Annotated in this window: 22 protein-coding genes, 1 tRNA gene and 1 pseudogene; 15 read left to right on the top strand and 9 right to left on the bottom strand. The window is 53.6% G+C overall.

Annotation, left to right across the window (positions count from 1 at the left end):
* Nucleotides 1-30 precede the first annotated feature (30 nt).
* From NeNHUV3_RS05165 to NeNHUV3_RS05155, 3 genes are read left to right on the top strand one after another with little or no spacing between them, the layout of a single operon-like run.
* Nucleotides 31-471 carry a PaaI family thioesterase gene (locus NeNHUV3_RS05165; RefSeq protein ID WP_391482926.1) on the top strand — a complete coding sequence of 147 codons (441 nt, stop codon included), beginning with the start codon at nt 31-33 and terminating at the stop codon, nt 469-471.
* A complete protein-coding gene (locus NeNHUV3_RS05160) occupies nt 468-1,025 on the top strand; it encodes a PaaI family thioesterase (RefSeq protein ID WP_391482924.1) in 558 nt (185 codons plus the stop codon). Before NeNHUV3_RS05165 ends, NeNHUV3_RS05160 begins: the two co-directional genes overlap by 4 nt.
* Nucleotides 1,022-2,380, top strand: a complete 1,359-nt coding sequence (locus NeNHUV3_RS05155; protein ID WP_391482922.1) for an MATE family efflux transporter — start codon at nt 1,022-1,024, stop codon at nt 2,378-2,380. Before NeNHUV3_RS05160 ends, NeNHUV3_RS05155 begins: the two co-directional genes overlap by 4 nt.
* Here NeNHUV3_RS05155 and NeNHUV3_RS05150 read toward each other — a convergent pair whose 3' ends face one another.
* Together NeNHUV3_RS05150 and NeNHUV3_RS05145 are read right to left on the bottom strand one after the other, a co-directional pair.
* Complete coding sequence (locus NeNHUV3_RS05150) at nt 2,381-3,445, bottom strand: quinone-dependent dihydroorotate dehydrogenase (protein WP_391482920.1); 1,065 nt, start codon at nt 3,443-3,445, stop codon at nt 2,381-2,383.
* Complete coding sequence (locus NeNHUV3_RS05145; protein WP_391482919.1) at nt 3,442-3,780, bottom strand: DUF952 domain-containing protein; 339 nt, start codon at nt 3,778-3,780, stop codon at nt 3,442-3,444. Before NeNHUV3_RS05145 ends, NeNHUV3_RS05150 begins: the two co-directional genes overlap by 4 nt.
* A gap of 143 nt (nt 3,781-3,923) precedes the next feature.
* Here NeNHUV3_RS05145 and NeNHUV3_RS05140 point away from each other — a divergent pair, with 143 nt between their 5' ends.
* The 8 genes from NeNHUV3_RS05140 (at nt 3,924) to NeNHUV3_RS05105 (ending at nt 14,565) form a co-directional block, all read left to right on the top strand.
* Nucleotides 3,924-5,501, top strand: a complete 1,578-nt coding sequence (locus NeNHUV3_RS05140) for a bifunctional UDP-sugar hydrolase/5'-nucleotidase (protein ID WP_048599289.1) — start codon at nt 3,924-3,926, stop codon at nt 5,499-5,501.
* 361 nt (nt 5,502-5,862) lie between these two features.
* Nucleotides 5,863-5,936 (top strand) — tRNA-Gly (locus NeNHUV3_RS05135).
* 111 nt (nt 5,937-6,047) lie between these two features.
* Nucleotides 6,048-7,847 (top strand): ABC transporter transmembrane domain-containing protein, encoded by a 1,800-nt coding sequence (locus tag NeNHUV3_RS05130; protein WP_334067148.1) that lies wholly within the window; start codon nt 6,048-6,050, stop codon nt 7,845-7,847.
* 119 nt (nt 7,848-7,966) lie between these two features.
* Entirely contained in the window at nt 7,967-9,853 is a 1,887-nt protein-coding gene (locus NeNHUV3_RS05125; RefSeq protein WP_391482917.1) for an acyl-CoA synthetase, read from the top strand.
* A 168-nt stretch (nt 9,854-10,021) separates the two neighbouring features.
* Nucleotides 10,022-11,521, top strand: a complete 1,500-nt coding sequence (locus NeNHUV3_RS05120; RefSeq protein WP_391482915.1) for a CoA-acylating methylmalonate-semialdehyde dehydrogenase — start codon at nt 10,022-10,024, stop codon at nt 11,519-11,521.
* Nucleotides 11,522-11,743: 222 nt separating this feature from the next.
* Nucleotides 11,744-12,862 carry a GDP-mannose 4,6-dehydratase gene (gene gmd / locus NeNHUV3_RS05115; RefSeq protein WP_391482913.1) on the top strand — a complete coding sequence of 373 codons (1,119 nt, stop codon included), beginning with the start codon at nt 11,744-11,746 and terminating at the stop codon, nt 12,860-12,862.
* Between the two features lie 13 nt (nt 12,863-12,875).
* Complete coding sequence (locus tag NeNHUV3_RS05110) at nt 12,876-13,844, top strand: GDP-L-fucose synthase family protein (protein WP_391482911.1); 969 nt, start codon at nt 12,876-12,878, stop codon at nt 13,842-13,844.
* 238 nt (nt 13,845-14,082) lie between these two features.
* Nucleotides 14,083-14,565, top strand: coding sequence for a fasciclin domain-containing protein (locus NeNHUV3_RS05105; protein WP_391482910.1), 483 nt, complete (start codon nt 14,083-14,085; stop codon nt 14,563-14,565).
* A 59-nt stretch (nt 14,566-14,624) separates the two neighbouring features.
* Here the strand turns inward: NeNHUV3_RS05105 and NeNHUV3_RS05100 are convergent, their stop codons facing one another.
* Nucleotides 14,625-15,323, bottom strand: coding sequence for a hypothetical protein (locus tag NeNHUV3_RS05100; RefSeq protein WP_391482908.1), 699 nt, complete (start codon nt 15,321-15,323; stop codon nt 14,625-14,627).
* A 327-nt stretch (nt 15,324-15,650) separates the two neighbouring features.
* Here NeNHUV3_RS05100 and NeNHUV3_RS05095 point away from each other — a divergent pair, with 327 nt between their 5' ends.
* From NeNHUV3_RS05095 to NeNHUV3_RS05080, 4 genes are all read left to right on the top strand, one after another.
* Nucleotides 15,651-15,926: a hypothetical protein gene (locus NeNHUV3_RS05095; RefSeq protein WP_391482906.1), complete on the top strand. Its 276-nt coding sequence runs from the start codon at nt 15,651-15,653 to the stop codon at nt 15,924-15,926.
* Between the two features lie 190 nt (nt 15,927-16,116).
* A complete protein-coding gene (locus NeNHUV3_RS05090) occupies nt 16,117-17,085 on the top strand; it encodes an ABC transporter substrate-binding protein (RefSeq protein ID WP_391482904.1) in 969 nt (322 codons plus the stop codon).
* Between the two features lie 325 nt (nt 17,086-17,410).
* Nucleotides 17,411-18,172, top strand: a complete 762-nt coding sequence (locus tag NeNHUV3_RS05085; protein WP_391482902.1) for a glycosyltransferase family 25 protein — start codon at nt 17,411-17,413, stop codon at nt 18,170-18,172.
* A 135-nt stretch (nt 18,173-18,307) separates the two neighbouring features.
* Nucleotides 18,308-19,033, top strand: a complete 726-nt coding sequence (locus NeNHUV3_RS05080) for a 3-deoxy-D-manno-octulosonic acid kinase (RefSeq protein WP_391482900.1) — start codon at nt 18,308-18,310, stop codon at nt 19,031-19,033.
* 4 nt (nt 19,034-19,037) lie between these two features.
* Here NeNHUV3_RS05080 and NeNHUV3_RS05075 read toward each other — a convergent pair whose 3' ends face one another.
* The 6 genes and pseudogenes from NeNHUV3_RS05075 to NeNHUV3_RS05050 all read right to left on the bottom strand — a co-directional run bounded on the left by NeNHUV3_RS05075 (nt 19,038) and on the right by NeNHUV3_RS05050 (nt 22,987).
* Nucleotides 19,038-19,862, bottom strand: a complete 825-nt coding sequence (locus NeNHUV3_RS05075) for a hypothetical protein (RefSeq protein WP_391482899.1) — start codon at nt 19,860-19,862, stop codon at nt 19,038-19,040.
* Between the two features lie 246 nt (nt 19,863-20,108).
* Complete coding sequence (locus tag NeNHUV3_RS05070) at nt 20,109-20,756, bottom strand: hypothetical protein (protein ID WP_391482897.1); 648 nt, start codon at nt 20,754-20,756, stop codon at nt 20,109-20,111.
* 277 nt (nt 20,757-21,033) lie between these two features.
* Nucleotides 21,034-21,168 (bottom strand): annotated as a pseudogene (locus NeNHUV3_RS05065) (MBL fold metallo-hydrolase); the annotation flags it as partial.
* Nucleotides 21,169-21,267: 99 nt separating this feature from the next.
* The gene (locus tag NeNHUV3_RS05060; RefSeq protein ID WP_391482895.1) at nt 21,268-21,699 is read right to left on the bottom strand and encodes a DUF6691 family protein; all 432 of its coding nucleotides are present in this window, start codon (nt 21,697-21,699) and stop codon (nt 21,268-21,270) included.
* Between the two features lie 3 nt (nt 21,700-21,702).
* Nucleotides 21,703-22,134, bottom strand: a complete 432-nt coding sequence (locus tag NeNHUV3_RS05055) for a YeeE/YedE family protein (protein WP_391482894.1) — start codon at nt 22,132-22,134, stop codon at nt 21,703-21,705.
* Between the two features lie 187 nt (nt 22,135-22,321).
* The gene (locus NeNHUV3_RS05050) at nt 22,322-22,987 is read right to left on the bottom strand and encodes a Crp/Fnr family transcriptional regulator (protein ID WP_391482892.1); all 666 of its coding nucleotides are present in this window, start codon (nt 22,985-22,987) and stop codon (nt 22,322-22,324) included.
* Between the last annotated feature and the right edge of the window lie 205 nt (nt 22,988-23,192).

The following is a 23,192-nucleotide window of genomic DNA, read 5'->3' as shown; positions in this document are numbered from 1 at the left end:
TGTGATGCGCACTGACGGAGAACCGCTAAGATGACCACCCCTGAAAATGCTGATCGCCAAGCGCGGATTGCTGCGCAATTTATCGCGGCGATTCCACATTCGACTGCCTTGGGTATGCAGGTGCAAAGCGTGTCCGGAGGGGTCGCCGAAATCACCATGCCGTATGACAAAAAACTGGTGGGGGACCCTGCTACAGGGGTGATCCACGGGGGCGCCGTGTCGGCGTTGATGGATACATGCGGCGGGGCTGCGGTGCTGTGCCATGACGCGGGGCCGATTGGGACGGCGACCATTGATTTGCGCATTGATTATATGCGCGCGGCCACGCCAGGTCAGACTATTACTGCGCGGGCGGAATGCTATCACGTCACGCGATCGGTCGCGTTCGTGCGGGCCACTGCGATGGATGAAGACACGGGGCGGCCCGTGGCCACGGCAACCGGTGCCTTTACGGTGGAGTTTGCGAAATGAGCGCGTCTGACAAAAACACCCGCCCCGCGCCCGAACCGGTTCAGGTGGTCAAACAGCGTCGTGACCGTGCGCTTCAGGCGTTGGTGTCGGGCATTCCCTATGTGCAGTTTTTGGGCATTGAATTTGACCGGCGCGGTGATGAGCTGACGGCGACTCTGCGTTATGATCCCAAGTTGATCGGCAATCCGCTTTTGCCTGCGATACACGGCGGGGCAACGGCGGCTTTTCTGGAGACAGCGGCGATTATTGAGCTGGGCTGGGCGCGGGTCTGGAGCGACGTTGAAAGCGGTGCGCTGGACGTTGAGACGATGACACCCGAGAGCCTGCCGCGCTTGCCCAAGACGATTGATTTTACTGTGGATTACCTACGTTCGGGCTTGCCCCGCGATGCCTATGCACGGGCGCGGATCAATCGGTCGGGGCGGCGGTTTGCCTCTGTGCATGTTGAGGCGTGGCAAGACAACCGCAGCAAGCTTTTCGCCCAAGGGACGGGGCATTTCGTGATGCCAGAGCTGAACGATGGTGCGGATGCAGCCCCGCGTGATCGCGGGTGAGTACCCAAGCGCCTGATCCCAAAACGCAGCGCCCCAAGGACGCAGCCGCGGGTCATTTGACCCATAAACGTGTGCTGCACATCGCGCTGCCGATTGTGTTGTCCAACGCCACGGTGCCGATTTTGGGCGCTGTTGATACGGGCGTTGTGGGGCAAATTGGTGATCCTGTGCCCATCGGGGCGGTGGGGATCGGCGCGATTATTCTGAGTGCGATTTACTGGGTTTTCGGGTTCTTGCGCATGGGCACAGCGGGCCTGACAGCACAGGCCGCCGGTGCACGCGACGAAGGCGAGATGGCGGCGCTGCTCTCGCGGGCGATGCTGATTGGGATTGGTGCTGGCATGGTGATTATTGCCGCCCAAGTGGCCCTTTTTGCAGGGGCGTTCATGATTTCGCCTGCCAGTCCGCAGGTTGAGGGCTTGGCCCGCGAATACATGAGCATCCGTGTCTGGTCCGCGCCTGCGGCCATCGCGCTTTACGGCATTACCGGTTGGTTGGTGGGGCGCGAAAACACCATGGGCGTGTTTGCCATTCAGCTGTTGGTGAACCTTGCTAACATGGGGTTAAGCGTGCTGTTGGGGCTGAAACTTGGCTGGGGCGTAAGCGGCGTGGCTTGGGCCACGGTTATGGCCGAGTGGTCCGGTCTGGCCTTTGGGTTGTGGCTGTGCCGCGGGGTATTTTTGGGGGCCTATTGGCGCAGCGTGGCGCGGGTTTTTGATAAAGCGCGCTTGGTCAATATGATGTCCGTCAACACAGATATTATGATCCGGTCGGTGTTGCTGCAGGCAATTTTCGTGTCTTTTCTGTTTTTCGGATCGGGAATGGGCGATGTGGATTTGGCCGCAAACCAAATCCTGTTGCAGTTTTTATATGTGACGGCCTACGCCATGGACGGTTTTGCCTTTGCCGCCGAGGCGATCGTAGGCCGTGCGATGGGCGCGCGCGATCCTGCGCGGTTGCGGCGCGGGGCCATTTTGACAAGCGGATGGGGGTTGGGCATTTGCGCGGTGTTGGCGCTGGCTTTTGCGCTGGCTGGTGGGGCGGTGATTGATGTGATGACCACCGCGCCCGATGTGCGCGCGGCGGCGCGAGAGTATCTGCCTTACATGGTTGCCGCCCCCCTGCTTGGGACCGCGTCATGGATGTTGGACGGCATTTTCATTGGAGCCACTCGCAGCCGCGATATGCGCAACATGATGTTGGTCTCGGCGCTGATTTATTTTGCCGGTGCGGTGGTGTTGTTGCCGACCCTTGGCAATCACGGCCTGTGGCTGTGTTTACTGCTGAGTTTTGTGGCGCGCGGCATTTCGTTGGGTCTTAGGTACCCGGCCCTTGAACGGGCCGCGGCGCGCTGATCAAAGCCAGCGGTCGCGGTCTGTGCCAACAGCGTCTTTGACGTTGACGAACCCGTCTTGGCGCAAAAGCGTATCCACCCCGTTTGCAAGGTCTCGGACCAACGAAAGGCCGCCGTAAACCAACCCTGAATAGAGCTGTACCGCAGAGGCGCCCGCTTTGATTTTGGCATAGGCCTGTGCCGGTGTCGCCACGCCGCCCACACCAATAAGTGGGATATCCGTCAGACCAGAGAGCCGCGCCAAAATACGTGTCGACATCTCGAAGAGGGGTTGGCCCGACAGCCCGCCCGCTTCATTTGCGTGTGCCGAATTAAGCCCGTCGCGGCGCAGGGTGGTGTTGGTGGCGATGATTGCATCAAGGCCCGCGTCATTTGCCACGTCCGCCACATCCGCAATGTCTGCATCGCTGAGGTCCGGCGCGATTTTGAGGAACACGGGCGTTGTGCCGCGCACCGCCATTACGCCCGCCAGCAATTCGGCGAGGGCCGCTTTGCCTTGCAGGTCACGCAGCTTTTCGGTGTTGGGGCTTGAGACGTTCACGGTTGCAAAATCGACCACGTCGCGGACCCGCTCCATCACGGTAGCGAAATCTGCTGCGCGGTCCGTGCTGTCTTTGTTGGCGCCAAGGTTTAGGCCCACGGGGATCGCGCCATCTGCTGTGGTTTTGCGCGTGGCCAGTCGCGTTGCGATGGCGTCCATGCCGTCATTGTTAAAGCCAAAACGGTTGATCACCGCCGCATCTTCGGTCAGCCGAAACAGGCGGGGTTTGGGGTTGCCCGGCTGGGGGCGGGGCGTCGCGGCACCCACTTCCAAAAAGCCGAAACCTGCCTGCTGAAGCTTGCCAATGGCTTGCGCGTTTTTGTCAAAACCCGCGGCAAGGCCGATGGGGTTGGCGATGTTTATGCCCGCAATTTGAGTTGCCAGCCGTGCGTTCGTGATAGGGCCGGGCGTTGGGGCGAGGCCTGCGTTGAGTGCTTTCAGCGACAATCCGTGGGCGGTTTCAGGATCAAAGCTGCGCAGAACGCGCATGCCAACGGTTTCCATGATGTTTTCGATGATGCTCATGTCATATCCGCCGGAAAGCGATGTTGCGCGCCGTCCCATGGCAGGGGCACGGCCCATTTTGCCTCGTCCAGACGAAGGTCGCGGTAAAGGTGGGGGAAAAGATCACCGCCGCGTGAGGGCTCCCACTTTAGCGCGTCGCCCAAGTTGTCAGCGTCATAGGCCAGCAGCCACAGGTCTTCGACACCTGCAAACCATTTGGACGCGGTCTCGCCTGCCTGTGCTGCGGTTGAGAAGTGGACATAGCCATCGGCGACATCAATCGGCGCGCCTTGGGTCTGGCCCGCGTCTTGGAGGGCGGCCCATTCATCTGACCGCAGGATTTTATAGATCAACATGGGGCTTCAAGTGCCGCCGAAATGTGCAGCCGTCAAGCATCTGTTACGTTATTGGGCCATGAAGTGCCCATGGTAGGCGATGCCTACTGGACACAATTCACCGGGTGCGCCACGCTTGCGCTATCTGACAAAGGGGATTCCACATGATTAATCGTCTGCTTACTTCTGTTGCTGCTTTGGCGGTGAGTGCGGGGGCTGCTGCCGCTGACTATTCACTGACGATTTTGCACACAAACGACTTTCACGCGCGCTTTGAGCCGATCAGCAAATATGACGGTCCGTGCTCGGCGGAAGATAACACCGAAGGCAAGTGCTTTGGTGGCTCTGCCCGTTTGGTGACAGCCGTTGAAGACGCACGTGCACGCAGCAACAACTCTATTCTTGTGGATGGCGGTGATCAGTTTCAGGGCTCGCTCTTTTATACGTATTATAAAGGCAAAGTTGCCGCCGAGATGATGAACAAAATGGGCTATGACGGGATGACCGTGGGCAACCACGAGTTTGACGATGGCCCAGAAGTGCTGCGCGGGTTCATGGATGCGGTGGATTTCCCGGTCTTGATGTCAAACGCGGACTTTTCGGCAGAACCTGCTTTGGCGGATAAATTGCTGAAATCCACAGTGATTGAACGCGGTGGTGAGAAGATCGGCATGATCGGTCTGACCCCAGAAGACACAGACGAGCTGGCCTCACCAGGCCCGAACATCAGCTTCAGTGACCCCGTTGCTGCCGTGCAGGGCGAAGTGGACCGTCTAAGCGCGCAAGGCATCAACAAGATTGTTGTGCTGTCACACTCTGGTTTTGATGTAGACAAGCGCGTTGCTGCAAACGTGACGGGCGTTGATGTGATCGTGGGCGGGCACTCAAACACGTTGCTGTCAAACACCCAAGAGCGCGCGGTCGACGTTTATCCCGTGATGGTTGGCGACACGGCAATCGTGCAAGCCTATGCCTACGGCAAGTTTTTAGGCGAATTGAACGTGACTTTCGACGATGCGGGCGTGATCACCCAAGCCGTGGGCGAGCCGATCATTACATCGTCTGAGGTGGGTGAAGACGCCGGCACTGTGGCACGCATTGCCGAGTTGGCCGCACCGCTTGATGAAATCCGTCAGAAAGTTGTGGCCAGTGCCGCAGCCCCGATTGAAGGCGACCGTGCGGTGTGCCGCGTGATGGAATGTGCCATGGGCAACTTGGTGGCGGACGCCATGCTCGAGCGCGTTGCAGACCAAGGTGTGACAATCGCTATTGCAAACTCTGGAGGTTTGCGGGCCAGCATCGACGCAGGCGAAGTGACAATGGGCGAGGTCTTCACTGTGCTGCCGTTCCAAAACACGTTGTCGACGTTCCAGATTGATGGTGCGGGTGTCATTGCGGCACTTGAAAACGGTGTGAGCCAGATTGAAGAAGTAAAAGGCCGCTTTCCACAGGTTGCGGGTTTGAAGTTCACATTTGATCCCACGGTGGCACCAAATGAAGGCCGTATCCAAGACGTGATGGTGCAGACCGCAACGGGCTTTGAAGCGATTGATCCAGCAGCAACGTATTCGGTTGTAACGAATAACTATGTCCGTAACGGGGGTGACGGCTACAAAATGTTCGCAGGTGATGACAAAAACGCCTACGACTTTGGGCCGGACCTTGCGGATGTTGTTGCGGAATACCTGGCAAAATCAGGGCCTTATGCGCCATATACAGATGGTCGCATCGCGGTAAAATAAGCCTGTAGCATTTATGTTTAATCACGGCGCGTGGGGTTTCCTGCGCGCCGTTTTTGTTTGAATTTGGTGGCGATTTCTTGGCGTAATCAAGCGGGGGGACACACGGCGTTCGTATGCCCCCCTTATGAACTTGACCAGCACTAATTAGTTAATGAACTATGTAGGATGTCCGTCCACTTTTAGTATCTAATTGCGACTAAGTGAAAATACGATGAATCCGGCGGACAAATTGCGAAATAGTTGCAGAATTGATTAGTTGGACGCATGCAGATGTGGTGATTAGCGGGGTATCGGGTCTGTAGGAGCAGATCAGCTACAACCGCTTGACGATTGTCGCGCACTGACTTATTCGGACAGCAGCGCGGGTGTTGTGTAATGGTAAGACCTCAGCCTTCCAAGCTGATGATACGGGTTCGATTCCCGTCACCCGCTCCAATCTTATCCCTTCAGATTTTCGGACTGCGTGTCGCAGGTTACGGCTGTGGCTTGGCTTGCTCCTGTGCGGGGGGAGGGCTATAGCGATCTCGCACTGATAATTGAGGCCCCATGGCGCGTTCCAAAACTCCCCCGCCCAACACAACTGACGAAGAACGCGCCAAGTCGAAGGACTTTGGGGCCCTGCGTGGTTTGGTACCGTTTATTAAGCCTTACACGGCGCTTTTGGTGGCGGCGGTTTTTGCGCTGATCTCGACGGCGGTGATCAGTTTGGTGTTGCCGTTGGCGGTGCGCCGCGTGGTGGATAACTTCAACACCGGTGACGCGGAAATCCTTGATCAGTATTTCTTGGCTGCACTGGTCGTGGCGGGCCTTTTGGCGTTGGGCACGGGGCTGCGGTTTTATCTTGTCACCCGTCTTGGCGAGCGGGTCGTGACAGATATCCGCATGGCCGTATTTGACCGCGTTATCGGTCTGTCGCCTGCATTTTTCGAAAAGATCATGACCGGTGAAGTGCTCAGCCGGATCACGACGGATACGACGTTGATCCAGTCGGTCATCGGTTCGTCCATATCGATCGCGGCACGTAACGCGTTGATTTTGCTGGGTGGTATGGTGTTGATGCTGTTGACCTCGGCCAAGCTTACGTCGTTGGTGCTGTTGATCGTGCCCGCAGTAATTGTGCCGATCATTGTGTTGGGCCGCCGTTTGCGGGTGCTTAGCCGCGAGAACCAAGACTGGATCGCGGCGTCCTCAGGCACTGCGTCCGAGACACTTTTGGCCGTTCAAACTGTTCAAGCCTTTACGTCCGAAGGGCACACACGCGCGCAATTCGCGGATGTGACGGAAAAGAGTTTTGTCGCTGCGAAAAAGCGGGTGCTGACCCGCGCGTTGATGACCGTGATTGTAATCTTCCTTGTCTTCACAGGCATTGTTGGCGTGCTGTGGATCGGGGCAAATGACGTAAGCGCCGGTGCGATGACCGCGGGTGAATTGGTACAGTTCGTGATCTACGCGGTGATGGTTGCGGGCGCCGTGGCGGCCTTGTCCGAGATCTGGTCCGAGTTGCAACGCGCGGCGGGCGCGACCGAGAGATTGGTTGAGTTGTTGCACGCCGAAGATACCGTGCTGGACCCCGCATCGCCTGTTGCGTTGCCCGATGCAAAGCACGGCACAGTCAGCTTTGAGGACGTCACTTTCCGCTATCCCGCGCGGCCCAATGCGGCGGCGCTTGACGGTATTTCGTTCAGCGTGAAGCCCGGTGAAACAGTAGCACTTGTTGGTCCGTCCGGTGCGGGTAAGTCGACGATCATTCAGCTGCTGCAGCGTTTTTATGACCCCCAAGCGGGGCGCATTATGCTGAACGGTGTGGACCTGCGTGATATGGAGCGTGCGGCATTTCGTCGTGCGATCGCCTTGGTTCCCCAAGAGCCGGTCATTTTTGCAGCCTCTGCGGCGGATAATATTCGCTTTGGCATGCCCGCTGCCACGGACGCAGAGGTTATTGCAGCCGCTAAAGCAGCCGCGGCCGATGAGTTTCTAAGCGCGCTGCCCGAGGGGTATGACACTTATGTGGGTGAGCGCGGTGTGATGCTGTCTGGCGGGCAAAAACAGCGCATTGCGATTGCCCGTGCGATTTTGCGTGATGCCCCTGTTTTGTTGCTTGATGAGGCCACTTCCGCGCTTGATGCGGCGTCCGAGCGCGCGGTGCAGCAGGCGGTGCAAACCCTGTCGGCGGACCGCACGACGTTGATTGTGGCGCACCGTTTGGCGACCATCAAGCAAGCGGACCGGATCGTGGTTTTTGATCAAGGCAAGATCGTAGCCACCGGCACCCATGATGAATTGGTTGCACAAGACGGTCTTTATGCGCGGCTTGCGCGATTGCAGTTCACTGCAGAAATGGCTTAAATTTTCGACAATTGCTGTGGTTTTTCGTGGCGTCACACTTGCTGTGATTTGCGTTTGGTCACACGATACTAAAACGCGCGGGCTTTGGTGCGGCGCGTTGTCTTTGGGAGGAGACCACTATGTCCATTTTCGCATCGAAAGATGACATCACTGCGATCAATAACGCGATGCCCTATGCGGACCGCGACAGACCCGCGACGATGTATGCGTTTATGAAGGATGTTAAGGACCGTTTCGGGTCGCGCCCTGCGATTTCGTATCAGATTTTCTCTGGTCCGAAAGATGCAGCCGAGACGCTGACCTGGGATGAATTTTTCGCGCGCAGCGTTCAGGCCGCCAACTTGTTCCGCAGTCTTGGTGTTGGTGAAAAAGATGCTGTGGCATTTGTGCTGCCCAACTGTAACGAGACAGCGGCGACAGTCATTGGCGGTATGATCGCGGGCATCGTGAACCCTGTGAACCCGCTTTTGGACGCCACGCAAATCGGGGCCATTCTGCGTGAGACAAAGGCCAAAGTTGTTGTCACGCTGAAGGCTTTCCCAAAGACTGACGTGGCACAAAAAACTGCCGAAGCGGTAGCACTTGCGCCGAATGTTGAGCACGTGATTGAGGTTGATCTGCTGCGGTATGTGGCCGGCGTCAAGAAGATGATCATCCCGCTGATCCGCCCCAAAAACCCTGTCACCCACAACGCCAAAGTGCACCAATGGGATGCCGCGGTCGGCGCACAGAACACGACGCTTGATTTTGCTGATAGCGAAGGTGACCGCGTGGCGGCTTACTTCCACACGGGCGGTACCACGGGCATGCCAAAAGTGGCGCAGCACCGCTATTCGGGGATGATTTACAACGGCTGGATCGGTGACACGCTGCTGTTTACAGAAGAAGACAATGTGATCTGTCCGCTGCCGATGTTCCACGTCTTTGCGGTCCATGTGATTATGATGGCGATGATCAGTTCCGGCGCGCATGTGGTGTTTCCAACGCCACAAGGTTACCGCGGTGACGGGGTGTTTGATAACTTCTGGAAGCTGATCGAGCGCTGGCAGATTACGTTTGTCATTACTGTTCCGACGGCAATTTCTGCGCTGATGCAGCGTCCGGTAGATGCTGATATTTCATCGATCAAAACGGCGTTTTCAGGCTCAAGCCCGCTGCCTTTGGAGTTGTTCAAGAAGTTTGAAGGCGCGACCGGCGTTAACATCGTCGAAGGCTACGGTCTGACCGAGGCCACATGTCTGGTCAGCTGTAATCCGGTTGGCGGTCTTAAGAAGGTTGGTTCAGTCGGATTGCCGTTGCCGTACACGGATGTGAAAATCCTGATGGACACCGCAGATGGTCCCAAAGAGATGGGCGTTGATGAGATCGGTGAGGTTTGTGTTGATAACCACGGTGTTTATGCGGGCAATACCTACACAGAGGCCGAGAAGAACCAGAACCTCTATCATTTTGACACATATTTGCGCACGGGCGATCTGGGTCGAATTGATGAAGACGGCTATCTTTGGATTACCGGACGGGCCAAGGATTTGATCATTCGCGGTGGTCACAACATTGATCCTGCTGAGATCGAAGAGGCCCTTGCGGGTCACGACGCCGTTGCGATGGTGGGTGCGATTGGTCAACCAGATGCGCACTCTGGCGAGTTGCCATGTGCCTATGTGGAACTTGTTCAAGGTGCGTCTGTCAGCGTCGATGAGTTGATGGAATACGCCAAGGCCAACATCCATGAACGCGCGGCTTTCCCCAAGTATATTGAGGTTTTAGACGAGCTTCCCAAGACCGCGGTTGGCAAAGTCTTCAAACCTGATCTGCGCAAATCTGCGATCACGCGTATTTACGACAAGGCGCTTTCTGATGCGGGTTTGGCGGTGCGCGTGGCCGAAGTTCAAGACAACAAGAAGCAGGGTTTGCTGGCCATGCTGACTCCTGTTGAGGGCGTAAGCGACGCGCAAGTTACAGACGTATTGGGCAGCTTCACACGGCCTTGGCAGTGGGCCAACTAAAGCGCTTCACATCATAGCGGCGTGATCGGGCTTGCAATGCGCCCGCGCGCCGCGCCATACATTGCGGTGACCCCTTAAGGCACGCGCAGGGAGGGCGGTGATACATCGTCTTGCGGGTGCTTTTTGTTAACGCGCGGTGATAAACACCGCCCCTTCAGGAGCCGACATATGCAAGAGCTAACTCATTATATCAATGGTGCCCACGTCAAAGGAACCTCGGGCCGTTTTGCGGATGTGTTCAACCCCGCTACAGGTGAAGTTCAGGCGCAGGTGCCCTTGGCCTCTGAGGCTGAAATGGCCCATGCCGTTGAGGTTGCAGCACAGGCACAGCCAGCGTGGGCAGCGGTGAACCCGCAGCGCCGCGCACGGGTGTTGATGAAATTTGTCGATCTGCTGAACCGCGATATGCAAAAGCTGGCAGAGGCTCTGAGCCGCGAGCACGGCAAGACTGTTCCAGATGCCAAAGGGGACGTGCAGCGCGGTCTTGAGGTGGTTGAGTATTGCATCGGTGCGCCGCATCTTTTGAAGGGCGAATACACCGACAGCGCGGGCCCCGGTATTGATATGTATTCCATGCGCCAAGCGCTTGGGGTGACGGCGGGCATTACGCCGTTCAACTTTCCTGCGATGATCCCGATGTGGATGTTTGCGCCCGCGATTGCCTGCGGTAACGCGTTTATCCTCAAGCCGTCCGAGCGTGACCCATCCGTGCCTCTGATGCTTGCGGAATTGATGGAAGAAGCCGGCTTGCCTAAAGGTATTCTGCAGGTTGTGAACGGCGATAAAGTGTCCGTCGATGCAATCCTTCACAATGACACCATTCAGTCCGTTGGCTTCGTGGGTTCTACACCTATTGCCGAATATATCTATGCGACGGGCTGTGCGAATGGCAAACGCGTCCAGTGTTTTGGCGGCGCGAAAAACCACATGATCATCATGCCTGACGCGGATATGGACCAAGCTGCAGATGCTTTGGTCGGTGCGGGTTACGGTGCTGCTGGCGAGCGTTGCATGGCCATTTCTGTAGCTGTTCCCGTAGGCGAAGAAACAGCTGACCGGTTGATCGAAAAGCTGGTGCCACGTATTGAGGCGTTGAAAGTCGGGCCGTACACTGCGGGCACTGATGTGGACTACGGCCCCGTCGTAACAGCCGCCGCGAAAGCCAACATTGAGCGTCTTGTGCAAACCGGCATCGACCAAGGAGCAAAGCTTGTTGTGGATGGGCGTAACTTTAATTTGCAAGGATACGAAGACGGGTTTTTCGTCGGCCCACACCTGTTTGATAACGTCACAAAAGACATGGATATTTATAAGCACGAGATTTTCGGCCCGGTCCTGTCAACAGTGCGCGCGCAGTCCTACGAGGAAGCTCTTGGCCTTGCGATGGATCATGAATACGGCAACGGCACAGCGATCTTTACTCGTGACGGCGACGCCGCGCGTGACTTTGCAAACCGCGTGGACGTGGGCATGGTGGGGATCAACGTGCCAATTCCCGTGCCGCTGGCCTACCACACGTTCGGTGGGTGGAAGAAATCTGTCTTTGGCGATTTGAACCAGCACGGACCAGATGCGTTCAAATTCTACACCCGCACCAAAACAGTCACCTCGCGCTGGCCGTCAGGCATCAAAGAGGGCGGCGAGTTTTCCATTCCCGTTATGGAATAAGCGGCTTTGGTTTGGTTGGCGAACTAACCGGACGTCAACTTGAAAAGGCCCTGCATGACTGTGGGGTCTTTTTTGTCTGAGGGAATTAGTTTGGTTCAGAGACGTCATTGGTCTTCAATATCGAGTGGTATTGAAGAATTTCACCGAAAAACAACCTATGGTTGTCTTTGAGTATCTTCTGTGCGACCGTATTAAATAGTGTCGGTAACAAGTGTTGGTATAATGAAAAAAGCGCTGATCACCGGTATCACGGGGCAAGATGGGTCTTATTTGGCCGAGTTTTTGTTGGCTAAAGGGTATGAAGTGCACGGGATCAAGCGGCGCTCTTCATTGTTCAATACAGATCGCATTGACCACATCTACCAAGACCCACATGTGCCAAATGCGCAATTGAAACTTCACTATGGTGATCTGACTGACAGTTCGAATTTGACACGGATTATGCGCGAAGTAGAGCCGGATGAGGTTTATAACCTTGGTGCGCAATCTCATGTAGCAGTAAGTTTTGAGGCGCCTGAGTACACGGCTGATGTGGACGCGCTTGGGACGTTACGGATGCTTGAAGCAATTCGGCTTTTGGGCCTTGAGCAAAAGACCCGCTTTTATCAAGCGTCCACGTCCGAGTTGTACGGCCTTGTTCAAGAGACCCCTCAACGCGAGACAACGCCTTTTTACCCACGCTCTCCGTATGCGGTGGCCAAGCTTTATAGCTATTGGATGACTGTGAATTACCGCGAGGCATATGGTATGTATGCCTGTAACGGGATACTTTTTAACCACGAAAGCCCGCGGCGGGGTGAGACATTCGTGACCCGTAAAATTACCCGTGGGTTGGCAAATATCGCACAAGGGTTGGAAGAATGTCTTTACATGGGCAACATCGACAGCCTTCGCGATTGGGGGCACGCGCTGGACTATGTTCGGATGCAATGGATGATGTTGCAACAAGGTGCGGCGGAGGACTTTGTGATCGCCACTGGCAAGCAATATTCCGTCCGTGAGTTCATTACATGGGCAGCGCAAGAATTGGGGATTACGTTGGCGTTTAGCGGTTCTGGCGTTGATGAAATTGCGACAGTGGATGCCATTGAGGGTGACAGCGCCCCGGGTTTAAGCGTGGGGGACGTAGTGATGCGCATTGACCCACGGTATTTCAGGCCTGCTGAAGTTGAGACCCTACTTGGCGATCCAACGAAAGCAAAAGAGAAGCTGGGCTGGGTACCACAGATCACTGCGCAGCAGATGTGTGCCGAAATGGTGCGTGAAGATTTGAAGACTGCGCGTCGTCATGCGCTGCTGAAAGAACACGGTTACGATTTGCCAATCTCTTTTGGTGAATAGCGGGGCGGTTGGCATGAAAATCTATGTAGCGGGGCATCGCGGGATGGTCGGTGCGGCGATCACGCGCCGCCTTGAAGCACAGCGTGCGGCGGGCGAAAAGCTGGAGATCATCACGCGGAATTCTGACGCGCTGGATCTGACAGACCAAGCGGCAACGCGAGATTTCATGCAGGCTGAACGACCTGATATTGTTATCCTCGCGGCAGCGCGGGTGGGTGGGATTGCCGCGAATAATACACTTCCTGCGGACTTTATTTACCAAAATCTGATGATTGAATGTAATGTGATCCACCAAGCGTTTGAGGCGGGTGTAACCCGTCTGTTGCAGCTTGGTTCGTCCTGCATTTACCCCCGTGCAGTTGGTCAACCTATGGCTGAGGGTGCGCTTTTGACGGGTGTGCTTGAGCCCACGAACGAGCCTTATGCGGTTGCGAAAATCGCGGGCATCAAACTGTGTGAAAGCTATAACCGTCAGCACGGCGTCGATTATCGCTCGGTCATGCCGACCAATCTCTATGGGCCGGGCGATAACTTTCATCCCGAGCATAGCCATGTGATGCCCGCCTTGATGCGCAGGTTTCACGAGGCGGTTCAGAATAACTTGGATGAGGTTGTCATCTGGGGTTCAGGAAAGCCGCGCCGCGAGTTTTTGCACGTAGACGATATGGCTGAGGCAAGCCTGTTTGTGTTGGGGCTTGATGCCGAAACCTACCGCGCCAACACAGAGCCGATGCTGAGCCATATCAATGTGGGTACGGGGCAAGATATCTCAATCGCTGAGTTGGCTGCAATAATTGCCGATGTCACGGGGTTTGAGGGCACCATTCGGTATGACGCCAGCAAGCCTGATGGCACCATGCGAAAGCTGATGGATGTGAGCCGTTTGTCGCGGATGGGCTGGAGTTCGCGGCTTGAATTGGCCGAAGGGCTGCGCCAGACCTACGCGTGGTTTGTGGCGAACCAAGACAGTTTTTGGCGGTAGTTTTTTGGCAAAATGAGTCCTGGATCAAAGTGGATCATCGCAGCGTTCACACAAGCCGATCACAGTTATTCACCTAAAAGTGAGTTGATCCGCGCAGGACGGCCAGCTTAGCGCAGAGGGCTTTTTTTCAAGCAGACATACAAAAATGTGATCAACATCCAAGTGCTGAGACCGTGCGTATCTTCAACATTAAAGTAACTGCGCCGCAAAACGCGGCCGATTTAATGGAGAACGACATATGTTTCGTAGATCATTCCTTGGACTAGCAGTCGCAACCGCTGTCAGCACTGGTGCTGCATTTGCGGGTGGCCACTCAAAAGACATCGTTGATACAGCGGTTGAGGCAGGCACGTTCAACACGCTTGTGGCGGCCGTAACAGCGGCAGGCTTGGTCGACACATTGAAAGGCGAAGGGCCGTTCACAGTCTTTGCGCCAACAGACGATGCATTCGCGGTCCTGCCCGAAGGCACAGTTGACGCGCTGTTGAATGACATTCCGACGCTGACATCGATCCTGACTTACCACGTGGTAGCCGGCAAAGTGATGAGCACTGATTTGTCCGACGGCATGACCGCAGGCACCGTAAACGGCGCTGACATCACAATCAGCACAATGGACGGTGTTAAGGTAAATGGCGCGACTGTTACGGCCGCAGACATTGAGACATCAAACGGCGTCATTCACGTCATTGATGCGGTTATCCTGCCGCCAGAAAGTTAAGCTATAAAAGGTAAGCGCGGTCATTTATGAGGCCGCGCTTACTGATCTTTTTTGGTGTTTTACCCGCAGGTCAATAAGTAACCCTGCAACATTTTTCTCAGTTTTTGATAATAAAGCGGCGTGCCCCACAGCGGGTCACCTTCCAGCCGCGCATTCAAAATGGCCAAATCCAAATCACGCAAAACGCCTGTCAGTTCCTGAAGATCAATGTCCAGATGTTTGGTGCTGTCGTTGCGTGACAAGTAAGTAGAAATGGTCGGAGCCAAGTCTGCAAGGTGGGGGTGGAATTTATGGTGTGGCAACTCATGCTCGCGCCAAAGCATTTGGATGATTTCGGTCGGAACCGTACAGTTTGCACCGTAGAAAACATCTGTTGTGAATTTGCAAAACTCGTCCAATGTAAAGCGGTGCTTGCTAAGATGCTGCGCGTAAACTTTCGTCGATAGCAGGCAGGTCAGCTGATACCCTTTCAGCAAAAACGTAGTGTGCCCTTCAAACAGCCGAAAGAATGTTGATCGCGAATAGCCTGCGTCTTGAACCACTTGCATGACGTTTAAGCTGCGCAAGTTTTTCGATCGCGCGCCCAGGCGAAGTGCCGCGATCAAAAACGCGATGAAGCGATCATCTGGTACATGTTCTTGGGCGGCTGCTTCAATTTCAGGCATCCAAGCTTGGATCAGCTTATCGGGATTCGCATTTTGAGCCTCAAAATCGAAGTCAGCGATGCCCGGGATGTCTTTGCTCATGCGTCGGCTCATACCTTGTTAATTTAGCGCCGTTTCAGCGGCGGGGTAACAAACCATTCGCCATAAATTTACCAACCTAGTGTCAAAGTAGTACTTTTTGGCGGCCCAAAGTCAAGTAACGGCAGAGTCTCATTTTTAATGCAATAAAAACAATACACTACAGGTATTTAGTGGTTTCAGTTCCATTTCCGCCCGCTCGTATTTTAAGCTAAATTTCGCTGTGCTAGCAATTTGCGAGGGTGGGGGAACGATCTGAGAAAATGGATAATATTGGCAGGACTGATAGTGCATTAAATGGTGGGGTTCTCATCGGGTTGAGTTGCAAACTGGGGTGCGCCGATGATTGATACCGGCGCAAATCAGCTTCTGTGGCAGGCTGTTTTAATGCGTGTGCTGCAAGACATCCGCGACGTAAACCGCGGCGTTGACGGCTACTCGCATTTCATCTCCGCATCGCGCTGGATCGGGACTTATCCTTCCAGAGAGTTCTCCGAAGTGTGTGCGCTCGCGGGCTATGAGGCAGATTTTATCCACCCAAGATTTTTGCGCATTGTGAAAGAAACTGAGGCAAGGCTGGCGCAGCGAAAGCGTTCAGATTTGGTTGCCGCGGAGTAGGCCATTGTGCAGGCGCGGCATGTTCTGAACGTATGCCTAGGTTAGCTCATTGCACAAAAGCGACATTTGTGACGTTTTTTGACAAAAACTCTTGTGGCTCGGTGCTCGTTGGGTGAGGTTATGCGCAACAGTGCGCGTGAATAAGCCTTTCACCGAAGCGAACGTGCTGAAGTTCAAACGGGAGACTGAAATGAAAAAGACATTACTTGGCGTTGTTGCCGCGACTTCGATGGGCCTTATGGGAACCACAGCGATGGCAGACTGCGGTGATGTATCCATTACCGAGATGGATTGGGCGTCTTCGGCGGTTGTGACATCTGTATCAAAATTTCTGATGGAGCAGGGTTACGGTTGTAACGTGACTGTTGTGCCGTCCTCGACTGTGCCTGCGCTGACATCTGTTGCTGAAACCGGCGAGCCGGACATCGTTACTGAGACTTGGGTGAATTCTATCCCAGTTTATGAAGAACTGGTGGCTTCCGGTAAGCTGGTCGTTGTTGCCGATGTTCTGTCAGACGGCGGCGTTGAGGGCTGGTGGATCCCGCAGTATCTTGCGGATGCCCACCCAGAACTGCGCACGCTGGAAGGCGTTATGGCAAACCCCGAGTTGGTCGGTGGTCGTTTCCACGACTGTCCATCGGGTTGGGCCTGTGAAATCGTGAACAACAACAATATCAAGGCAATTGATCTGGAAGCTAACGGCATCGAGCGTTTCCAGCATGGTTCAGGCGAGACACTGGCAACAGCCATCGCATCTGCCTACACGGCCAAAGAGCCATGGTTTGGTTACTACTGGGCGCCGACATCTGTGCTTGGCAAATACCCGATGGTCCGCGTTGACGTAGGCGCGCATGATCCAGAAGCGCACGCATGTAACAGCTCAGCTGAATGTGCCACGCCGAAACTGTCAGCCTACCCAGAAGCAAAAGTAACAACGGCTGTCTCCGGCACTTTGGTCGATCGTGAGCCAGAGATTGTAGAATTGATGAGCAACATCAGCTTCACAAACGCTCAGATGGGCGACGTGTTGGCATGGCAGCAAGACAACAACGCAAGCTATGATGAGGCCGCAGTTTACTTCCTGACGAACAACACAGACGTCTGGGGCAGCTGGCTGAACGCGGAAGCAAAAGAAAAGCTGTCTGCTTTGCTTAAGTAAGACAGCTTGGATAAGATACGGAAACGTCCGCTCCGTTGAGTGGGCGTTTTCTGTTAGGGGGGCATTGTTGGTTTTGGCGAGAACAATCCAAGAAGTTTAGCGTGCTTTTTCTGCAATAAAGTAGCAAACGGCCTCCATTTATTGGTGTTTCACTAGGTGGTCCGATGTGTTCACACAAACAGTGCTTAAGCCTTTTCAGTGTTTGGTCTCGGTTGATTTCACCCAAAGGGCCGATTGAGCAAATTAGTCTTTAAAAGAGTATTTAGCAGGCTTCTATGCCGTGTTAGATGCATAGCAGTACACCAAGATCATCCGAGGCATTTCCATGAATATTCCAGCATTCGTGATTAATCTGGACGACAGTAAAGAGCGGTTGGCTCATGTGACCCACGAGTTAAGAAACGCTGGGATCGACTTTACTCGGATACCTGCTTTTGATGGCCGTAAAATACCGACTGAACAGATAGAGGACTATAATCCGAAGGCGGCCATGAAGACCTTGGGTCGTGAGTTGAGTGGTGGCGAAATCGGCTGCTACAAAAGTCACATTACCGCTCTGCAGAGATTTCTAGACACAGATGCGGAATACGGAATGGTCTTTGAGGATGACATTGAAGTTAATCCGTTCCTTTTAAACGATGTCAAAACACTTATTGAGTGTTTTGAAGAGCGCTCTGTGAAATGGCATTTGGTTCATCTCGGGGCACATGCATCCAAGCTTTGTCGACTTGTTGATTGGGCCGGCTCGTTTGCAAGTGGATCACAGGTTTTACATGCGCACTATTTTCCGATGGTGACTTCTGGTCTGTTATGGTCTCGCAAGGGTGCGCAAGCGTTTCTGGCTCGGCGGTCCCAGATAGCCATGCCAATCGATACACAATGCCGCCAGGAAATGGCTAGAAACAACCAAGGGTACTGTTTTTGGCCTAACTTGGTTACTCAGCGTGAAGAGGTTCTGAGTGATATTGACGGAATTTCGGCGCCCCGACGTCGTGTTCGACGACATTGGTCCTATGGCCTCAAAAAGCAAGTGAGGTTGTTCGCGAATAAATTTCACGCAATCAAGAACATTATCAAGAGGACTTGAGATACCTTTTCACAGGTGATTTTTGCTTCCTTGGCGCTCGTTTCTTTTTATTGGCTTGCTACATCGATATGGATGATCATAGCTGCGACAGACTGGACTGGCGCCGCTTAAGGCAGCTTACGGGCGGAGTGTTATTTGGAATTTCGGACAGATACAGCAGATAGAGCCTTGATATGGTATCGGCCCAACTTAAGCTTTTCAGTAAGTGACACGCTGTTTGACCCATTGTGGGTACGAGAAAACACGCAGGTTCGTGGTGCAGGTGTTGGGCGTGGCCAAGCGATGATCTTCACCTATCACGATAAATCCATGGTTTTGCGCCACTACCGTCGGGGCGGCATGCTTGGTCGCCTTAACAAAGATCTTTATTTGCGAACCACTTTAAAAAGGTCGCGTGGTTATCAAGAGCTGAACTTATTAGCGCAAATGCAAAGCCTAAAGCTGCCTGTACCTAACCCTGTAGCGGCTCGGTTTGTGCCAAGTGGAATTATGTATCGCGCAGATATCCTGATCGAAGAAATTCCAAGCGCAAAGACGTTTTTTGATGCTTTAAGGGATGATAGCTTGGATGCCGAAGCATGGGCTTCTCTAGGGGGAACAATCGCCCGATTTCACGCGAATGGGGTCGACCATACTGACTTGAATATTAGAAACATTCTTTTGGACCAAAACAGTAAATTTTGGCTCATTGATTTTGACAAATGTAGCAGGCGCAAATCAGGAGGTTGGTCCCAAAGCAACCTGTCACGTTTAAAACGTTCTATTGAGAAAGAGCACTCAAGGTATCATTTCGCAGGATACACGCCTGATAATTGGCACGCCTTTATTCAGCAATACAACGCTGTCAGAAAAAATTTCTAACGCCTCATGTCTTTGGCTGTTTGTTGCTTTTTCGCATGGGGCCGATCCCTTCTTCAAGGTTGTCACGCCCGCCATTCTCTAGCCAGTATTGACGGAACCAAACCACGGGACCACGCCCGCATCGCCAGAAATCACCCCAACGATAGTTTCCTTCAGGTATAATCTCTGCAGGTCTGGGGCGGCCGTGAAAGGCTAGGATACGCGTATCTTTTGGAACAGTTTTCGGCGGTAAAAAACGGTTCACAATCGGTGCTCTCATTAAATGCCTTTTAAAAGAGATGACATCTGTTGCAGGCCAAAACGTAATATTCTTCTGGAACTTCCATAGGTAGCGTTGGTCGTTTCGTATTTCGCGCGTAAGGGTCTCACGATTTTCAACAAAATTTGTGAACAAGTGAGGTAGAGACCCTAAATCAAACGCAAGTACACCTGACGCACCACGTACGGGCGGATTGATTTTTACTTTGTCGACTGGACGCTTCCATTCTTTGATCATGACCAAGTCGCCAGGCACCTCAAACATGGGTGCCAGATCATTACAAACCATCGAGTCCAAATCGATAAACAGTGCGCGACCGGTCAAGCCGTATAAATCTTCTTTGAAGATTGAGACTTTCTGCCAAGCACCAAAACCCGCATTGGATTTTGTTAGTCCCATTTCTGGTATCGGGTAGCATTCAACGTCGTCACTAATACCTGCTGCATCATCGGTTAAGCACACAAAACGATACGGCTGCTTAAGATGCTTTTTCACAGCCGAGGCCAAAACGTTCACGTAATCCGGAGCGTAACCCGCACCCCATTTCATACAGATAACAACTTTTTCCATGGTGTCTGGTCCGTTTAATTGTTTAGCGGGCGCTTCAATAGGCTAGGTGCCGGCAACACTTGCTCAGGTCAAGCGAGTATCGCAGCACACGAAAATTGTTCCAATAACGCTGTGTAATTGAATGCACCAAGTCTAAAATTAAGAAATGTTGATTAATTCAATTTAACAGTGTTTGAGGTTTTTCTTTTCTCAGATCGGTCAAGACGAACAACTTTTAAGAAAGTGCTTGACATTAAGGTTAATGTATCACCACTCGTCACGACAGACCTTACTGACAAAACTATCAACTGGAAAAACTCCCTCATATTTCTCATTTACATACGCGTTGAGCCTGCTCGCCCAGAGATGCACTGCAAAGGCGCCGTTTGGAGCATCAGAGGACTGATAGGCCCCAGGATCTGCGAACCTTCCAACTTGAGCTAGCGGGACTGAGTAGAATGCGGATATGGGTTGTGCACGATCAATTTCACCACTTTTTTGTAACTCGCCCGTTACTAATTTTGGTCCAGTAGATCCCCACGGCCAGCGAGTAATCGGTAGCCCTCCTGCGGCAAAGCTGCGTAATCCATATTTGAGTCGTGTCACACCTTTTAGATTGGGAGGACAGCCTTTAGTGCCAGGTTGGATTTTTAGCAACATATTCAATGCAGGTGAGTGGTGTGGCAGTCCCAAAACTGCGTTGTTAACGTAGGTCTGATCTTCATACCCGTAGATATGCTCTGTTGGAAAAGTGAAGGGGCGCAGCGCGACAATATCCAAATCAACCCAAACAAAATCCGTCTGGCTTATTAGCGCGTAACGAAAAAGATCAGCGTGTATAGCCGGGCTTTTGTTTTTTTTAAAAACCAAGATCTGGTCGCAGTCAAAGATCTCCCGCGCATCGCGAACAATCACGTCTTCGGGGCAGTTTTCTAGATTTTGATACGTGAAGAGTGTGAAATCATGCCCTTGTCTGCGGAAAGAGCGTATTGACGCAAGTTCTATGGGCCCTAGCCGATTTCCGATCCATAAGGTTGCGACTTGTCTTTGCATTTTATTCCTAACGCGTCATCACTTTCATAGGCATGATCTTTACTCGCAGACGCTAACAAGAATATCAATGTGGTCAGAGCTATTCTACCTCAACCTCGGGGAAAAATTTTGACTAATTAATTCACTACTGGGGCTAGCATATGTCCATAACGCTGTCGATGATCGCGCAGGCATCAGATGTTGGGTCTTCGACGATGTAGCTGATCGTGTTTGTTGCATCATCAAAGAAGGCCTGAACGTCAGGGGTGATGTTCATGTTTACAGGGTACGTCATTGTCAATCTCCTTGGTCTCAGGTGCAGGTGGTGACAGCAGCCTTGCGCCACCCTGAGTGTGTGAGCGGGCAGTAAGCGGTCGTCATTCAGGGCACCGCTTTATTGGGGCACAGCGGCTGTCGTCATCCGGGTCATCAGTCGTCGCAGGGCAAGTCCAACAACCACCGCAGCGATGAACAGAACCACTTCCCAACGCCCTGTTCCAAGGGCGGGAATAGCCGCTCCGGGGCAGAACCCTGCAATGCCCCAACCGATGCCAAATAACGCAGAGCCACCGACAAGCTTGGGATCAATATTGGTTGCGTTCGGCACTTGGAACGTACCGCCAAACAAGGGCTGCGCGCGGCGCCACACAGCGCGGTACCCAATCCCTGTGACAACCAGTGCACCACCCATCACAAAGGCAAGGCTCGGGTCCCATGTGCCTGCAATGTCAAAGAAGTTCAGCACTTTGGCTGGGTTCATCATACCCGACAGAGCGATCCCGATGCCAAAGACAAGACCTGTGAGGCCAGCAAAAATCAGTTTCATTGATCAGGCTCCGAATATGTGACGAATGATAAAGACGGTGATGCCGGCGGTGGCCATAAAGGTAGGCACCGCAACAAGCGACCGAATGGAAAAGCGCGATAGTCCGCAGACCCCGTGACCCGATGTGCAACCGGATCCCAAGCTCGCGCCAAACCCCACGATGATGCCGCCGATCACAATCATGGTTGGGCTTACTGGCACATCGACAGCGGGCATTGTGCCACTGACCAAAAAGATCACGCCGGGTGCAGCGATCATGCCAAGGATCATGGCAGCGCGCCACGATGCCTCTGCACGGTTTTGTGCGAAAACCAGACCGGACATGATACCGGTCGCCCCCAGAATGCGGCCAAGGCCAAGCATCAACATGACGGCGCCAAGACCAATCGCGAGGCCCCCGCCAAGGGAGGCAAAAGGAGTGAAAGCTGTTTCCATGTTTATGTCCACCCTGTCTTGATGCCAGCCGCCGCCATAAAGCGTCGCGCCGTGCTACCTGAATTAGTGTTCATGAATGCCTCCTCGGGACGATAACATAACCACAGAATACACCCCAACAGCCACGCCTTCAGTGACATTGTCACTTAAGGCATAAGAAGCCAAACCACCTCTAATGTGGCGTTTATTACGCGCTATGCGCGATGGCGGCCAACCCGGGCTTGTTGGTGAAGGTAATTATACCGCGCGACTGCGAGATGAGGTCGCGTTTATGGAAATCATTCAGCACACGGGAAATGACTTCGCGGGCGGTGCCAAGCTCGCTGGCGAGCTCTTGATGGGTTTTGCGGATTTCCTTTAAGCCATCCCCAAGCATCAAAAGCCGCTCTGCCAAACGCACGTCGATCCTGCCGAAGGCGACATCATCCACAACACGCAACAGGTCGATAAGCCGACGGGAGTAGGCTGCAAACACAAAGTTTCGGAACGCGTCTTCCTCTGCTGCAAGTCGGTCAAACGCAGGTTTGGGCAGGACGATTGCTGTCACATCCGTTTCGGCAATTCCTTCGGCGTTATATGCTTCCTCGGCTAATATGCAGGCTGTCGTGAGAACACAGCTATCGCCGGCTTCGACACGGTAAAGAACAATCTCACGGCCACTATCAGAACTTTGAGACACGCGAATGCGGCCGTCATACAAAAAGAAAAGGCTTTCGGGCACATTCATCGGCCCAAAGACCTGCTCCCCGCGTTTGATATGGATCACGCGGGCAGTAGCGGTCAGGCGTTTACGCACGGCGGTGGGCAGCGCGGCAGTTCCGGCGAAACGTTCGGTCCAATCAAACTGTGTCATTCAGAGCTCCGTTTTCTGGGATTGTGATGCCATTTTTCAAGCTTGGAATACATCGCAATAATGCGCGAGAGTTTGCAGTAGTGACAGGGTGCGGCAGTTCAAAAGTGCGCAGCGTGGTTTGCCTGACCGAACGGCCACATTAAATACGAAATAATGCCAGTTAGGTGACATTGTCACGGATTTGCTGGCTGATAGTTACGATAAT

Origin of the sequence: Nereida sp. NH-UV-3 (assembly GCF_042939535.1) — a bacterium.
GTDB lineage: Bacteria > Pseudomonadota > Alphaproteobacteria > Rhodobacterales > Rhodobacteraceae > Nereida > Nereida ignava.
The sequence above is the reverse complement of the archived record's forward strand: the minus strand, read 5'-3'. Positions and strand labels throughout refer to the sequence as shown.

What these genes read in the sequence shown, in the direction of transcription:
- NeNHUV3_RS05165 (WP_391482926.1), top strand. Translation starts at nt 31, where the DNA reads ATGACCACCCCTGAAAATGCTGATCGCCAAGCGCGGATTGCTGCGCAA.
- NeNHUV3_RS05160 (WP_391482924.1), top strand. Translation starts at nt 468, where the DNA reads ATGAGCGCGTCTGACAAAAACACCCGCCCCGCGCCCGAACCGGTTCAG.
- NeNHUV3_RS05150 (WP_391482920.1), bottom strand. Translation starts at nt 3,445, where the DNA reads ATGAGCATCATCGAAAACATCATGGAAACCGTTGGCATGCGCGTTCTG.
- NeNHUV3_RS05145 (WP_391482919.1), bottom strand. Translation starts at nt 3,780, where the DNA reads ATGTTGATCTATAAAATCCTGCGGTCAGATGAATGGGCCGCCCTCCAA.
- NeNHUV3_RS05140 (WP_048599289.1), top strand. Translation starts at nt 3,924, where the DNA reads ATGATTAATCGTCTGCTTACTTCTGTTGCTGCTTTGGCGGTGAGTGCG.
- NeNHUV3_RS05130 (WP_334067148.1), top strand. Translation starts at nt 6,048, where the DNA reads ATGGCGCGTTCCAAAACTCCCCCGCCCAACACAACTGACGAAGAACGC.
- NeNHUV3_RS05125 (WP_391482917.1), top strand. Translation starts at nt 7,967, where the DNA reads ATGTCCATTTTCGCATCGAAAGATGACATCACTGCGATCAATAACGCG.
- NeNHUV3_RS05120 (WP_391482915.1), top strand. Translation starts at nt 10,022, where the DNA reads ATGCAAGAGCTAACTCATTATATCAATGGTGCCCACGTCAAAGGAACC.
- gmd (WP_391482913.1), top strand. Translation starts at nt 11,744, where the DNA reads ATGAAAAAAGCGCTGATCACCGGTATCACGGGGCAAGATGGGTCTTAT.
- NeNHUV3_RS05110 (WP_391482911.1), top strand. Translation starts at nt 12,876, where the DNA reads ATGAAAATCTATGTAGCGGGGCATCGCGGGATGGTCGGTGCGGCGATC.
- NeNHUV3_RS05105 (WP_391482910.1), top strand. Translation starts at nt 14,083, where the DNA reads ATGTTTCGTAGATCATTCCTTGGACTAGCAGTCGCAACCGCTGTCAGC.
- NeNHUV3_RS05100 (WP_391482908.1), bottom strand. Translation starts at nt 15,323, where the DNA reads ATGAGCCGACGCATGAGCAAAGACATCCCGGGCATCGCTGACTTCGAT.
- NeNHUV3_RS05095 (WP_391482906.1), top strand. Translation starts at nt 15,651, where the DNA reads ATGATTGATACCGGCGCAAATCAGCTTCTGTGGCAGGCTGTTTTAATG.
- NeNHUV3_RS05090 (WP_391482904.1), top strand. Translation starts at nt 16,117, where the DNA reads ATGAAAAAGACATTACTTGGCGTTGTTGCCGCGACTTCGATGGGCCTT.
- NeNHUV3_RS05085 (WP_391482902.1), top strand. Translation starts at nt 17,411, where the DNA reads ATGAATATTCCAGCATTCGTGATTAATCTGGACGACAGTAAAGAGCGG.
- NeNHUV3_RS05075 (WP_391482899.1), bottom strand. Translation starts at nt 19,862, where the DNA reads ATGGAAAAAGTTGTTATCTGTATGAAATGGGGTGCGGGTTACGCTCCG.
- NeNHUV3_RS05060 (WP_391482895.1), bottom strand. Translation starts at nt 21,699, where the DNA reads ATGAAACTGATTTTTGCTGGCCTCACAGGTCTTGTCTTTGGCATCGGG.
- NeNHUV3_RS05055 (WP_391482894.1), bottom strand. Translation starts at nt 22,134, where the DNA reads ATGGAAACAGCTTTCACTCCTTTTGCCTCCCTTGGCGGGGGCCTCGCG.
- NeNHUV3_RS05050 (WP_391482892.1), bottom strand. Translation starts at nt 22,987, where the DNA reads ATGACACAGTTTGATTGGACCGAACGTTTCGCCGGAACTGCCGCGCTG.